The 12,865-nt window shown below is 41.4% G+C and carries 13 protein-coding genes; 8 read left to right on the top strand and 5 right to left on the bottom strand.

Annotation, left to right across the window (positions count from 1 at the left end):
* The first annotated feature begins 2 nt into the window (after window positions 1–2).
* Window positions 3–563, top strand: a complete 561-nt coding sequence (locus tag H6G69_RS25045) for a shikimate kinase (protein WP_190691826.1) — start codon at window positions 3–5, stop codon at window positions 561–563.
* Between the two features lie 98 nt (window positions 564–661).
* Window positions 662–1,555 (top strand): acetylglutamate kinase, encoded by an 894-nt coding sequence (gene argB / locus H6G69_RS25040; RefSeq protein ID WP_190691825.1) that lies wholly within the window; start codon window positions 662–664, stop codon window positions 1,553–1,555.
* Window positions 1,556–1,643: 88 nt separating this feature from the next.
* Here the strand turns inward: argB and H6G69_RS25035 are convergent, their stop codons facing one another.
* The gene (locus tag H6G69_RS25035; RefSeq protein ID WP_190691824.1) at window positions 1,644–2,048 is read right to left on the bottom strand and encodes a hypothetical protein; all 405 of its coding nucleotides are present in this window, start codon (window positions 2,046–2,048) and stop codon (window positions 1,644–1,646) included.
* A gap of 149 nt (window positions 2,049–2,197) precedes the next feature.
* On the opposite strand from H6G69_RS25035, the gene H6G69_RS25030 reads away from it, so the two are divergent.
* Both H6G69_RS25030 and H6G69_RS25025 read left to right on the top strand, forming a co-directional pair.
* On the top strand, window positions 2,198–2,728 hold the full coding sequence (locus H6G69_RS25030; RefSeq protein WP_190691823.1) for a tetratricopeptide repeat protein: 531 nt from the start codon (window positions 2,198–2,200) through the stop codon (window positions 2,726–2,728).
* A gap of 335 nt (window positions 2,729–3,063) precedes the next feature.
* Entirely contained in the window at window positions 3,064–3,912 is an 849-nt protein-coding gene (locus H6G69_RS25025; RefSeq protein WP_397326994.1) for a DUF3153 domain-containing protein, read from the top strand.
* A gap of 77 nt (window positions 3,913–3,989) precedes the next feature.
* Here the strand turns inward: H6G69_RS25025 and pdxH are convergent, their stop codons facing one another.
* A complete protein-coding gene (pdxH, locus tag H6G69_RS25020; RefSeq protein WP_190691822.1) occupies window positions 3,990–4,634 on the bottom strand; it encodes a pyridoxamine 5'-phosphate oxidase in 645 nt (214 codons plus the stop codon).
* A 230-nt stretch (window positions 4,635–4,864) separates the two neighbouring features.
* On the opposite strand from pdxH, the gene H6G69_RS25015 reads away from it, so the two are divergent.
* The 3 genes from H6G69_RS25015 to H6G69_RS25005 all read left to right on the top strand — a co-directional run bounded on the left by H6G69_RS25015 (window position 4,865) and on the right by H6G69_RS25005 (window position 8,570).
* Complete coding sequence (locus H6G69_RS25015; RefSeq protein ID WP_190691821.1) at window positions 4,865–5,959, top strand: AI-2E family transporter; 1,095 nt, start codon at window positions 4,865–4,867, stop codon at window positions 5,957–5,959.
* A gap of 185 nt (window positions 5,960–6,144) precedes the next feature.
* Complete coding sequence (locus H6G69_RS25010; protein WP_190691820.1) at window positions 6,145–6,972, top strand: segregation/condensation protein A; 828 nt, start codon at window positions 6,145–6,147, stop codon at window positions 6,970–6,972.
* Window positions 6,973–7,403: 431 nt separating this feature from the next.
* Window positions 7,404–8,570 (top strand): sugar phosphate nucleotidyltransferase, encoded by a 1,167-nt coding sequence (locus H6G69_RS25005; protein WP_190691819.1) that lies wholly within the window; start codon window positions 7,404–7,406, stop codon window positions 8,568–8,570.
* Window positions 8,571–8,641: 71 nt separating this feature from the next.
* Here the strand turns inward: H6G69_RS25005 and speA are convergent, their stop codons facing one another.
* The gene (speA, locus tag H6G69_RS25000) at window positions 8,642–10,660 is read right to left on the bottom strand and encodes a biosynthetic arginine decarboxylase (protein ID WP_190691860.1); all 2,019 of its coding nucleotides are present in this window, start codon (window positions 10,658–10,660) and stop codon (window positions 8,642–8,644) included.
* Window positions 10,661–10,877: 217 nt separating this feature from the next.
* On the opposite strand from speA, the gene ndk reads away from it, so the two are divergent.
* Window positions 10,878–11,327, top strand: a complete 450-nt coding sequence (gene ndk / locus H6G69_RS24995; RefSeq protein ID WP_190691818.1) for a nucleoside-diphosphate kinase — start codon at window positions 10,878–10,880, stop codon at window positions 11,325–11,327.
* Between the two features lie 62 nt (window positions 11,328–11,389).
* Here ndk and H6G69_RS24990 read toward each other — a convergent pair whose 3' ends face one another.
* A complete protein-coding gene (locus H6G69_RS24990; RefSeq protein ID WP_190691817.1) occupies window positions 11,390–12,112 on the bottom strand; it encodes a TerC family protein in 723 nt (240 codons plus the stop codon).
* Between the two features lie 321 nt (window positions 12,113–12,433).
* Window positions 12,434–12,859, bottom strand: a complete 426-nt coding sequence (locus H6G69_RS24985; RefSeq protein ID WP_190691816.1) for a hypothetical protein — start codon at window positions 12,857–12,859, stop codon at window positions 12,434–12,436.
* Between the last annotated feature and the right edge of the window lie 6 nt (window positions 12,860–12,865).

The raw sequence follows: 12,865 nt of genomic DNA, 5'->3' as shown, positions 1-12,865 counted from the left end.
TGGTGAGTAGCTTATTGCAAGGAGTAAGCCTGTACTTAATTGGGATGATGGGTGCTGGTAAATCAACGGTAGGGCGTTTATTAGCAAAACAGTTGAGTTATGGGTTTGTGGATACTGATGATGTGATTGCTAAAGCAGCAGGTAGATCCATCAATCAGTTATTTGCCGAAGAAGGAGAAGCCGCATTCCGCCAGTTGGAAAGTGATGTATTAGCCCAAGTTAGCGCGCATCTAAATTTGACTGTAGCCACAGGTGGCGGCATTGTGCTAAAGCGAGAAAATTGGAGTTACTTACGCCACGGTTTAATTGTGTGGCTAGATGTGCCAGTGGAACTGCTTTATGAGCGCTTGGCTGAAGATACCACACGCCCACTACTGCAAGATCCTGATCCGCAAGGTAAATTGCGCTCCCTGCTTGAACAGCGCCAAGCACTCTACGCCCAAGCTGATTTGCACATCATCGTCAACGAAGGTGAAACACCAGAACAAATCGCTAATCGAGTTATGGCAGCCATTCCTAGCGTTCTGAAAACCCCTGCTTCTCACCAGAATGTAGAAAATTAAGCGATGATCGCCTTGTTTATCCTTAGCACTTCCAACTAAGAGATTGTGACCAGAGAAAAAGTCTTCTACACTGACTGCATAGGTTTTAAATATCAACCATGATGGTCAACGATACTGAGTATATCAGGCAAGCTGAAGCTACCCGTGTGCGGGTACTCAGCGAAGCACTACCCTACATTCAACAATTTGCGGGACGTACTGTTGTTGTGAAATATGGTGGTGCAGCGATGAAAGACAGCACCCTCAAAGACAAGGTAATCCGCGATATTGTCTTTTTATCTTGTGTTGGCTTGCGCCCCATTCTTGTACATGGTGGCGGCCCTGAAATTAACAGTTGGTTAGATAAATTAGGCATCGAACCACAATTTAAAAATGGTTTGCGAGTGACCGACGCTCCCACAATGGATGTGGTGGAAATGGTGTTAGTCGGTCGAGTGAATAAAGAAATTGTGGCTTTGATTAACCAAGCTGGTGGTATGGCTGTGGGTTTATGCGGCAAAGATGGGAATTTAATTACAGCCCGTCCCCAAGGTCAAGAAGGTATCGGCTTTGTGGGTGAAGTTAGCGGTGTTAATATCAAAATTTTAGAAACTCTTTCGAGTAACGGTTATATTCCGGTAGTGTCAAGTGTTGCTGCTGATGAATCGGGACAAGCATATAACATTAACGCAGATACTGTTGCTGGGGAAATTGCTGCGGCCTTGGGGGCTGAAAAGTTAATTTTGCTCACCGATACTAGAGGGATTTTAAAAGATTATAAAGACCCATCGACGTTAATTCCCAAAGTAGATATTCGGGAAGCACGGGAATTGATTGCTAGTGGTGTAGTCAGTGGTGGGATGATTCCCAAAGTTAATTGTTGCGTGCGATCGCTCGCTCAAGGAGTTCGGGCTGCACACATTATCGATGGTCGTCTACCCCACGCACTGTTACTCGAAATATTTACCGATGTAGGGATCGGGACAATGATTTCGGGTTCTCATTTTGTTTGAAGAAGGCAGGGGGCAGGGGGCAGAAGGTTTTGTTCAGAAAAGGCTTTTGACCCCTCTTGAACAATAGCCACTGCCTTGTGCCATCACATTACCAAGGATGAGTGATAATCACCCGCGATCGCCCTCTAAACGGTCTTTGTCGCCAGGAATTATTGATGATTACTGGATTGACTATCGTCGAGTCTTGAATTGTGGGATTGATGATAGTGGGATTATTGAATCTTCTGTAATGCCTGACTGGAGGATAATAATCGGGGTAGACAGTGCGAGTTCTAGGTAAAAGCCCTGTTGAGGGATCTACAGGCATGGGTGTGGCAATTGGACTACCATAAATAAATGAACCAACAGCAGGTGGCTGACTTACACCAAAAGGATTGTTGTTATCAATCACAATCACCTGTTGGGCTGAAGCTGGAGCAATGAAGGTACTCATCAATACCAGACTAATTCCTGCTCCTAGCCATTTGGGTTGATAAGACTTGATATTAACCATATTTTGCTCACCTGTATTGTATAATTAAGGGTTTTTACAGATGACTACTAGTTAAATTTTAAAAGTTTATCTCCTGGAAAATGATTAGGTTCTAAAAAGATTACAAAAAGTTTACTGACATTGGCACAATTAAGACAGTGCTGATTTATATGCGAAACGTGAGTGACCAAAGTTTAGAAATTGCCAGAAAGCGTTACCAAGCGGGCAGATTTGCCTTTGAAAATGGGCAATATCGGGAAGCCATAGAAAATCTCGAAAAGGCAAGTGCTTTATTAACTCGTAATTCCCGTTTAGGGGGTGAAGCGCAAATTTGGCTAGTAACAGCTTATGAAGCGGCTGGAAGAAATGAAGAAGCGATCGCACTTTGCAAACAACTCCAACGTCATCCCTACTCAGAAATCAACAAACAAGCCCGGCGGTTGCTCTACATATTACAAGCACCAAAGCTCAAACGACCAAGCGAATGGATGACGGAAATTCCCGATTTGGGTGCGTTGTCAGATAATGAATCCAAAATGCGTATTGCGCCTAATCCGACTAAATCCACACCCAAGAAAAAAACTGCTGAACCCGAATTTGTTGACCTCAGCCAGGTTAATACTAAAGATAATCGCTTTATTTGGGTAGCACTAATTACTATTGGAGTTATTATTTCTTATCTGGCTTGGTTAGCTTTTTAATGAAGTGTGAAGTGTGAAGTGTGAAGTATGAAGTGTGAAGTATGAAGTGTGAAGTATGAAGTGTGAAGTATGAAGTGTGAAGTATGAAGTATGAAGTGTGAAGTATGAAGTGTGAAGTATGAAGTGTGAAGTATGAAGTATGAAGTATGAAATAAGGCTATCTGTGAACAACAATATCCCTGACTTATTAAATAAATCGGGGATTTGAACGCTCCAATTTTCACCTTGACTTTGAGTCTCAACAAGCCAATTCAATCCTGGTGATTTATCAAAATTTTCATACTTCACACTTCATACTTCATACTTCAGTTGTCTTTTTTAGGAGAAGTACAGTGATTAATTTTTCTAAGTTGGCAGCGCATCTCAGGAGAAGTATTAACCTTTTTGTTTCTCCTCGAAAGTCTGTATTGTGGCTGGTCGTGTTAACATCACTGCTGTTATCTGGTTGTGTTAAATATGATGTCGGCTTAAATTTTCACCACTCTAATAGTGGTGAATTAGTGCAGCACATAAAATTAGGTGAACGGCTGACTAGTTTTAGTGGTGATTATGTCTATGCCTGGTTAGATAGTATAGAAAATCGCGCGCGGAAACTTGAAGGCAAGGCGCAAAGAGTTTCTCAAGAAGAAATTATAGTGACCATTCCCTTCAGTAATGGTCAAGAGTTGCAAACTAAATTTAATGAATTTTTTAGCTCTCGTAATTCTCAAAAAGTAGCAGCTAAACCCAACGAAACCGATTCAGAATTACCAAAAGTTGAATCAAATTTACTTTTATTTCAAAATAATTTTTTACTGTTGGTGAGAAATCGTTTAATTTATGATTTAGACTTGCGATCGCTGGCTTTAATCGCCAGTAAAGGCAACGTCCTCACTGATGCTGGTGCAATTCTCGACTTGGAATTTAGCTTAAAAACTCCTTTTGGGGCTAAAACTATTCCACTCACCGAAGATGCTGTCACACCAGAAAAGCAAGGTAATCAACTGGTGTGGCGACTGCAACCAGGCGAACTCAACCATATAGAAGTAGTTTTCTGGCTTCCTAGTCCTTTGGGTATTGGTGCTTTATTAATTATCTTGTTCGTCTGGGGTGGACTGTACCTCAGATATACCTTCATGCCAGACCCCAGAGTTGCATTTACACTTCAACCAACAGCCACAGTAGAACTGACCCAAGAAAGTTAGTTGTAAAAACTGGGTGTAGAGGTAAAAGGATTTGAGATACATACACCCCCTACACCCAAACACCCCTATACCCTTACTTAAGGTGACAATCTTTCAATCTTCCAACTGCCATCATCTAAAAGAGTATAAAGCAAGCGATCGTGCAATCGGCTAGGGCGACCTTGCCAAAACTCAATTTCAGAAGGAATGACTCGCAAACCACCCCAATGAGGAGGGCGGGGAATTTCCTGATTTTCATATTTATCTTGAAATTCCTGCATCCGCTGTTCTAGAAATTCTCGGCTTTCTATCACTTCACTTTGATGAGAAACCCACGCACCTAGGCGGCTATTGACAGGACGAGCCTCAAAATATCCATCTGATTCTTCTTCCGAGACTTTCTCTACATGGCCACAAATACGAACTTGGCGTTCTAATTCTGCCCACCAAAAAACCAAAGCCGCTTGGGGATTTTCGGCTAGTTCTTGTCCTTTATGACTATTGTAATTAGTGAAAAAGACAAAACCCCGCTCATCAAAATTCTTCAGTAATACCATTCTGGCTGCTGGCTGTGCATCTGGTGTTGCTGTTGCCAAAGTCATCGCATTAGGTTCTGGGAGTTGGGCTGCTAGTGCCTGCTCAAACCATTTTTTAAATTGTATAAATGGATTAGGGTCAACCTCTGTTTCTGATAAATCTTGCAATGTATAGTCTTTGCGGAGGTCAGCAATGGTGGTGTTCATGGTTATTTATTTCCTCTATAACAGATACACTTATACAGGTCTTTGTTAAAAATATCTATGATGATTGCCAGTACCAAAGCCATTTTGATCAAAATAGCGCAGGCATACAGCAAATCGATAGATAATTAAACCTGAAATAGCCAAAAACCTTGCACCCTATCAGTTATGACCTGTTGTCAGTTCCAAATAATAAAAACTTATCTGATAATTATTTAAATTAATTACAGCCAATGCGCCGTTCAGCTTCTCTGCAAACTTTGTTATTCTATGGTCTGTGCGGCCCGATTATCGCGCTTAACGTTTGGCTGCTATCAGGACTTTTTACTTACTTTAAGCATCCAATTACAATTCTTAGCGTTGCGGCGATTTTAGCTTTTTTACTTAACTACCCAGTTAAGTTTTTTGAACGCGCGCGAATTACCCGCACCCAGGCAGTAATTATAGTTTTGCTAGTAACTTTAACGTTAGTTGTCATTTTGGGCGTTACATTAGTCCCTATCGTTATCGAGCAAACAATTCAACTGTTAAATAAAATTCCTGATTGGCTAAGTGCTAGTCAAGCAAACCTAGAACAGTTAGAGGCATTTGCCAAACAACGTCGCTTACCCTTAGATTTGCGAGTGTTGAGTAATCAAATTAATGCCAGTATCCAAAGTTTGGTGCAGCAACTAGCCTCTGGTGCAGTAGGAGTGGCAGGAACACTGCTATCAGGACTATTAAATATTGTGTTAGTGGTTGTGCTGGCATTTTATATGCTGTTGTATGGCGATCGCGTCTGGTATGGTCTAATTAATCTTTTACCCGCTCAGATTGGCATTCCTTTAACGGTTTCTTTGCAGCTAAATTTCCAAAGGTTCTTTTTAAGCCAGTTATTACTAGGTTTATTCATGATAATAACTCTTACACCCATTTTTATGGGGATGAAAGTTCCCTTTGCCTTATTGTTTGCCATTCTCATTGGTTTATCAGAACTCGTCCCTTTCATTGGGGCAACCCTGGGCATTAGTTTAGTCACAATTTTGGTAATGCTACAAAATGGCTGCTTAGCAGTACAAGTTGCCATAGCGGCGATTTTCATGCAGCAAATTAAAGATAATTTATTAGCTCCCAAACTCTTAGGTGATTTTATTGGTCTCAACCCAATTTGGATTTTCGTATCTATTTTGATGGGATTTGAAATTGCTGGATTGTTGGGTACACTTGTAGCCGTTCCCCTGGCTGGAACTATCAAAGGAACCTTTGATGCCATTAAAAGTAACAAAGGCAGCAATTTTGTATCAACTGTAACTGTTGCCCACGAACCACCAGAAGAATATAAAAACTAAAAAGTCCGAAGTCTAAAATTTAATCTTGCCTTTTTAGCCAGGACTATTAAGTTATTTTACTTAAATTCCAGTATAAAAACCTAATGATATATTAGTTTGTCCATAAATAAAAAATTAACTAAACTATTTTGCTGGGATTTGTTTCACAAACCTCAAATCACAACTTCCATAATTCGGAAATCAGAATGGATGCTTCCGAGCTATTAGAAACGATCGCACTCCTGATTGAGCAAGCAGAACAAGGGGAAATAGACCCTTGGGATGTCAAAGTAATTGAGGTAATTGACCGTTATTTAGAATTTATGGCCCCAGAGGCAACCACAAAAGGCTACGAAGCTGATTTGTCGCAATCTGGGCAAGCTTTTTTATCCGCATCAATGCTGGTATTATTCAAAGCCAACACCTTGATGCAATGGTCAACAGCCGAAGAAGTCCCAGAAATTCTAGAAGAAGATGCCATATCTGATTTAGAAAATGGCCTATTACATCAGCGTCGTTTGCCTTTAGAGTTACACCTGCGCCGTCGCCCTGCTGCCATGCCACCGCCAAAGCGCCGTGTCACGTTGCCCGAACTAATCGAGCAATTGCAGTTAATGGCAAACCAGCTAAAACTTGTCCAAAAAGTAGATAAACCTGTTCGTGTTAAACGTCAACCTAGTGTCCGGACAATGCGACAGGCCCTAGAATTGGCTCACCAAGAAAATCTGACAGAAGTAGCCAGGGAATTAGAACAGGTATTACATAGTGCTGGCCAAGAACTATTGCAAACACAAAATTATCTAAGTCTCGAACAACTTGTACATTTGTGGTCGCAAACAAAGCCAGCACAACAAAATGGCTCTGGTCATCATGAATCAGAACACAGCCACCTAGTTAGTGTTTTCTGGGCTTTACTACTGTTATCGGCTCAATCGAAAGTAGAGCTATTTCAGGAAGAATTTTACCAAGAGATTAAAATTAGACTGATTTGTGAAATAAATCACACTCAAAAGTCAGCAGAACAATCTCCATAGACAATCTTGGTGCGTAAGTCCTGTTTAAGGGGAAATCCTTGATCTGTTTTTTGCTAATTGTGAGATAGTGTCTGTATTAACACTAGGCTCGACTTTTTAACTGAAAATATACGTAATTTTAACAGACACTCTAAAGTTAAAACCATTTTCGATGTCGGATTTTGCAATGTTTGATGAGTTAGTTTTTTTACATTCCATCTGTCTTGATCATTGTTCAATTTGGTATAACTTCAAAATTTGAGTAAATTTAAAGGATGGGCGATGCTGACGACGGTCAAAGCCTAAAGCTGATTGTATATCTCTAGCTATGGTTGCAAAAATCCGCAAATTCCTGTTATCCCTGTTTCTAGGAGTTACTTAGAACAGAAAAATTGATGGTTAAGTATCACTCATTAAAAGTAAACTGGCTTGTGGTTGAGGAATAAAATTTTATGAAAGCGATGATTCTCGCAGCAGGTAAGGGTACTCGCGTTCGTCCGATTACCTATACGACTCCCAAACCGATGATTCCCATCTTGCAAAAGCCAGTGATGGAATTTTTACTGGAACTTTTGCGTCAACATGGTTTTGACCAAATTATGGTCAACGTTAGCCATTTGGCTGAAGAAATTGAAAACTATTTCCGTGATGGTCAACGCTTTGGCGTACAAATCGCCTATTCTTTTGAAGGGAAAATTGATGACGGTAAACTGGTAGGGGAAGCAATTGGTTCTGCTGGAGGGATGCGCCGCATCCAAGATTTCTCACCGTTTTTTGATGATACTTTTGTAGTCTTGTGCGGTGATGCTTTAATTGACTTAGATTTAACAGAAGCCGTCAAGTGGCATAAATCCAAAGGCTCAATTGCCACAATTATTTCTAAATCTGTTCCCTTAGAAGAAGTTTCTAGCTACGGTGTAGTTGTTACTGATGAAGATGGGCGCGTTCAAGCTTTCCAAGAAAAACCGTCAGTAGAAGAAGCCCTCAGCACTAACATCAACACTGGTATTTACATTTTTGAGCCAGAGGTATTTAAATATATCCCTTCTGCGGTGGAATATGACATCGGTAGCCAGTTATTCCCGAAATTAGTGGAAATCGGCGCGCCTTTCTACGCGATTCCGATGGATTTTGAATGGGTAGATATCGGTAAAGTGCCAGATTACTGGCGAGCAATTCGCGGGGTATTGCTAGGTGAAATTAAAAACGTGCAAATTCCCGGCCATGAAGTTGCTCCTGGTATTTACACTGGTTTAAATGTGGCCGTAAATTGGGACAAAGTAGATATTACAGGCCCAGTTTACATTGGCGGGATGACCAGAATCGAAGACGGGGCTAAAATCGTTGGCCCAGCGATGATTGGCCCCAATTGCTGGATATGCAGTGGTGCAACTGTGGATAACAGCGTCATCTTTGAATGGTCGCGCCTAGGGCCAGGAGTCCGCCTTGTTGATAAGTTGGTATTTGGTCGTTATTGCGTAGATAAAACGGGCGCATCCATTGATGTGCAAGCGGCTGCTTTAGACTGGCTAATTACCGATGCTCGGCAAACACCGCCAATTCATACACCTCTAGAACGGCAAGCAATTGAAGAATTGCTAGGGACAAACGCAAGTTAATGAAAGCAAAAGGTAAAAGGCAAAAGATTACATTTTCTACTTTTGCCTTTTTACTTTTTACTTTTTACTTCCTAGCTATTCAAATATGTGTATCTTTGGAGACTTTGCTCGTAGGTTTGGAGTAATCGCTGAGATTCGGCGAGGGTGATGCGCTTTTCTTCTAAGGCTTTCTCGCAACGCTGGCGAATGTTTTCTACCATATCCTCTGAGTCGTACTGTACGTAACTGACTACTTCGCTCATGGTGTCGCCTTTGACGACGTGTTGAATTTGGTAGCCTTTAGGTGTCAGCTGAATATGCACGGCGTTGGTGTCCCCAAATAGGTTATGCAAATTGCCCATGATTTCTTGGTACGCACCATTGAGGAACATTCCCAAGTAATAGGGTTCGCCTGGTTGGAAGGGGTGCAGTTCTAATACTGATTTGACATCGCGTAGGTCAATAAAGCGATCAATTTTGCCGTCACTATCACAAGTTAAGTCTGCCAAAATTCCTCGTCGTGTTGGTTCTTCATCAAGACGGTGTATCGGCATAATTGGGAATAGCTGGTCGATCGCCCAACAGTCTGGTGCTGATTGAAACACTGACAAGTTGGAGTAGTAGATGGAAGCCATGATTTTTTCTAGGTCTTCCAGTTCATCAGGTACGTAATCTTGCTGCCTGGTTATGTCTAAAATCTTTTGACAACAAGCCCAATAGAGTCGCTCGGCTTTCGCTCTTTCTCGCAAGCGTAAAATTCCTAAGTTGAAGCGGCTAATTGCTTCTTCTTTAAATTGCGTTGCGTCGTGAAAAAATTCTTGGTAATTTTCTTTGTTGATTGATTGGTAAGTTTCCCACAGGTAATTAATAATCGGCGATTCTCCCTCTTGTGGGGGTTCGGGGGGATGGAGGGGGACATCGCTGGTACTAAGAATGTCAAAAATCAGTACCGATTGGTGAGATGCGATCGCCCTACCACTTTCACTAATCAGTGTAGGTACGGGGATTTGTCTTTCCGCACAGGTATCTTTTAACTCTGCCACAATATCGTTGGCATAGTTCTGCATATTGTAGTTTTTGGAAGCGTAGAAGTTGGTTTGGGAACCGTCGTAGTCTACACCCAAGCCACCGCCAACATCGAGATATTTCATATCCGCTCCCAACATCGCCAACTCTACGTAAATGCGGCTGGCTTCTTGGATGGCATCTTTAATCACATTGATGGCAGAAATTTGCGAACCGATATGGAAATGTAACAACTGCAAAGACTCGATTAACTCAGCTTCGCGTAATTTATCCACAGCTTCGATAATTTCTGGCATTGTCAAGCCAAACTTCGCGCGATCGCCACTGGATGTTCCCCAGCGTCCCATGCCTTGAGTGCTGAGTTTGGCTCGTACCCCTAAAATTGGTTTAATCCCTAACTGGCGATTAGCCGCAATTACCAAATCTACTTCTTCAATCTGCTCTAAAACGATGATTGGGGTTTGGCCTAGTCTTTGGGCTAACATCGCCGTTTCGATGTATTCCCGGTCTTTGTAGCCGTTGCAAACGAGCATTGCGCCTGGGGTATCTAATAAAGCCAGGGCAATCATTAATTCTGGTTTGGAACCAGCTTCTAAACCAAATTGATGGGGTTTGCCAAATTTGACTAAATCTTCAATCAAATGCCTTTGCTGGTTGCATTTGACAGGAAACACCCCACGATAAACACCAGGGTAGTTATAACGAGCGATCGCTTTGGCAAAACAAGCGTTTAATCTTTCGATGCGGTCTTCTAAAATATCAGAAAAGCGAATCAGCAAAGGTAGCCCTAAATTCCTTTGTTTTAAGGCGTTGACCAATTCAAATAAATCCAGAGAACCCCCGCGATCGCCTTTGGGGGAAACAGTAACATGACCAGCAGCGTTAATCGAAAAATAAGGTTGCCCCCACCCTTCAATGCGGTATAGTGCTTCGCTATCCTCGATTTTCCAGGGGCGCGGCAAATCTCCTGCGGTAGTGCTAGGTGGTAATAGCTTTTTTTGCTTATGATTTTTCACTTCAGATTTATGCCCATTAGACGGTAGTTGTACCACCTCATCAGATGTAGCAGTTGACTCAACACCCATTTCTGACCTCTGTGTTTCACCCACGAATAAACAATTTAACTCATTCATCTAGTAATGAATATGCACTCAAAGATGATTTCTGAGATAAACTCTGATTGGTCAAGAAGAGTCAATAGTCACTGGTCATGGGTCAATAGTAAAAGAGCTATTGACTTTTGGACTACAGACTTTTGACAATTGACAAGATAAAAACTTTATTAAGTTTTGGGAGACAGCTTTGGAACGCACATTTTTAGCCATTAAGCCTGATGGCGTACAACGCAAACTGATCGGTGAAATTATCCGTCGCTTCGAGACTAAAGGTTTTACCCTTGTGGGGTTGAAGTTTCTTCAAGTTAGTCGAGAATTAGCTGAACAACATTATGGTGTTCACCGGGAACGACCTTTTTTTGGCAGCTTAGTCGAATTTATCACTTCTGGCCCAGTTGTAGCGATGGTCTGGGAAGGCGACGGTGTGATTGCGGCTGCAAGAAAAATTATTGGGGCAACAAATCCCTTAAACGCAGAACCAGGAACAATTCGCGGCGATTTTGGGATCAATATTGGACGCAACTTGATTCACGGTTCCGATGCTCCTGAAACTGCACAGCAGGAAGTTGCTTTGTGGTTTAAAGATGAAGAATTAGTTAATTGGCAACCACATATTTTCCCTTGGTTGCACGAATAAAAAAGTATGAAGTGTGAAGTGTGAAGTATGAAAAATAAACTTCAGACTTCATACTTCAGAATTTACTTCGAGACTTCAGTCTTTTCTGGTTCGGCTTGGGGTAATGGGGCAACTGTCCGCTTAGAAAAGCCCCAAGCTAAGATTAAAGCGATCGCAGTGATCATTAACCATTCTGGTGGTACTAAGTCATCGTTGACGACTTTTAAAAGCAAGCGCAAGCCAACAAAAGCTACAGTTATATAGCCTGCGTCTTCTAAGTTGGCATACTCATCTAACCAGCGAATAAATAATCCGGCCATGAATCGCAGTGTAATAATGCCAATGGTTGCGCCTGTTAATACCAACCATCTTTCTTGTGAAACTGCGATCGCGGTTGTCACGCTATCCAAGGAAAATGCCAAGTCTGTAAACGCAATTACTGGGATGGCTTGCCAAAGCGAACTAAACCTCGGCCCGTGATGGTGCTCGTCTTGGGTTTCTTCAGATGTAAAGTGTTGGAATACCAACCACAACAAGTAAGCAGCACCTAACAGTTCAAATTGCCAGAAATTTTGTACCCAGGTTGCTGTCAAAATTAGGGAAATCCGCAACACGTAAGCAATTACTAAACCAAAGTTCAGCGCCTTACCTTCGAGTTCCTTGTCTTCTAATCCCTGAGCGATTGCCGCAAGAGCAATAGCATTGTCAGCCGATAGTACCGCCTCTAAAAACACCAGAATTAGCAGAACTATCGGGGCTTCTACGCTGAAATGAAAGTGGAGATAATCAAATATGCTGTCTAGCATTCCGGGTTTCTCAAACAGAAAAATAAAAAACTAACAGAACGTTTCTTCTATAAAAAGCGCAATCAATCGCTACTTTTATCCAGCTTAACTTGTAGAGGCTGCATAATGGACGCGATCGCATTCCAGTATTTTTACTATATTTAAAGTAAACGTGATTTATTATACACAAAATTTAGCGATACCTTAATTTTCAGATTATCGCTAAACAAATTTTAGTATTCAGTTGCCTAAATCCTATACCAGTTTCACTTGATTGTTCAACGAATTTTGAAGGCAGTTAATAGAAATTGCGAGTAGGGAGTAGATTTGATACTGCTATTTTTATGAGAAAAATTTATCTGCAAGCACATTTGCTAAATCGTCTAATTTCCTATTTTCGTTATCATCCATAGCTAACAAATTTCTAATCGCCAATAATCTTTCACTCGCTTCAGAAATTTGCTGACATTGGGACAAATTAACTGCAAAATCAAATAAAGAACGCTCTCCTATTTGCTGCCTTACCTGCACAGCGACAACATCATCACTTACCAAAAATTCTTTAATTGCATCTAATAAATTATTACCTAAAATTTCATCATGGTTCCAAGTTTCTAACCAATCTCCATCAACATCTTCAACATAAATATGGACAAAATTTAATCCGTAGGTTAGCCAATCTTGTTGCATTTGACGGGCTGTTGCTAACGCCTGAGAAAATTTATCTAATTGTCCGTCGTAGCTAGCAGTTTCGGTTTGGTTAGGCATAAAGCT

It is taken from the genome of Nostoc sp. FACHB-110 (assembly GCF_014697425.1).
In the GTDB taxonomy this organism is placed as follows: domain Bacteria; phylum Cyanobacteriota; class Cyanobacteriia; order Cyanobacteriales; family Nostocaceae; genus Nostoc_B.
Note: the sequence above shows the minus strand (reverse complement) of the source record. Positions and strands in the feature narration are given on the sequence as shown.

Bases quoted from the DNA above. Each gene is read 5' to 3' on its own strand.
- H6G69_RS25030 (WP_190691823.1), top strand. From the start codon at position 2,198: ATGCGAAACGTGAGTGACCAAAGTTTAGAAATTGCCAGAAAGCGTTAC.
- argB (WP_190691825.1), top strand. From the start codon at position 662: ATGATGGTCAACGATACTGAGTATATCAGGCAAGCTGAAGCTACCCGT.
- H6G69_RS24990 (WP_190691817.1), bottom strand. From the start codon at position 12,112: ATGCTAGACAGCATATTTGATTATCTCCACTTTCATTTCAGCGTAGAA.
- pdxH (WP_190691822.1), bottom strand. From the start codon at position 4,634: ATGAACACCACCATTGCTGACCTCCGCAAAGACTATACATTGCAAGAT.
- H6G69_RS24985 (WP_190691816.1), bottom strand. From the start codon at position 12,859: ATGCCTAACCAAACCGAAACTGCTAGCTACGACGGACAATTAGATAAA.
- H6G69_RS25035 (WP_190691824.1), bottom strand. From the start codon at position 2,048: ATGGTTAATATCAAGTCTTATCAACCCAAATGGCTAGGAGCAGGAATT.
- H6G69_RS25015 (WP_190691821.1), top strand. From the start codon at position 4,865: ATGCGCCGTTCAGCTTCTCTGCAAACTTTGTTATTCTATGGTCTGTGC.
- H6G69_RS25005 (WP_190691819.1), top strand. From the start codon at position 7,404: ATGAAAGCGATGATTCTCGCAGCAGGTAAGGGTACTCGCGTTCGTCCG.
- H6G69_RS25010 (WP_190691820.1), top strand. From the start codon at position 6,145: ATGGATGCTTCCGAGCTATTAGAAACGATCGCACTCCTGATTGAGCAA.
- speA (WP_190691860.1), bottom strand. From the start codon at position 10,660: ATGGGTGTTGAGTCAACTGCTACATCTGATGAGGTGGTACAACTACCG.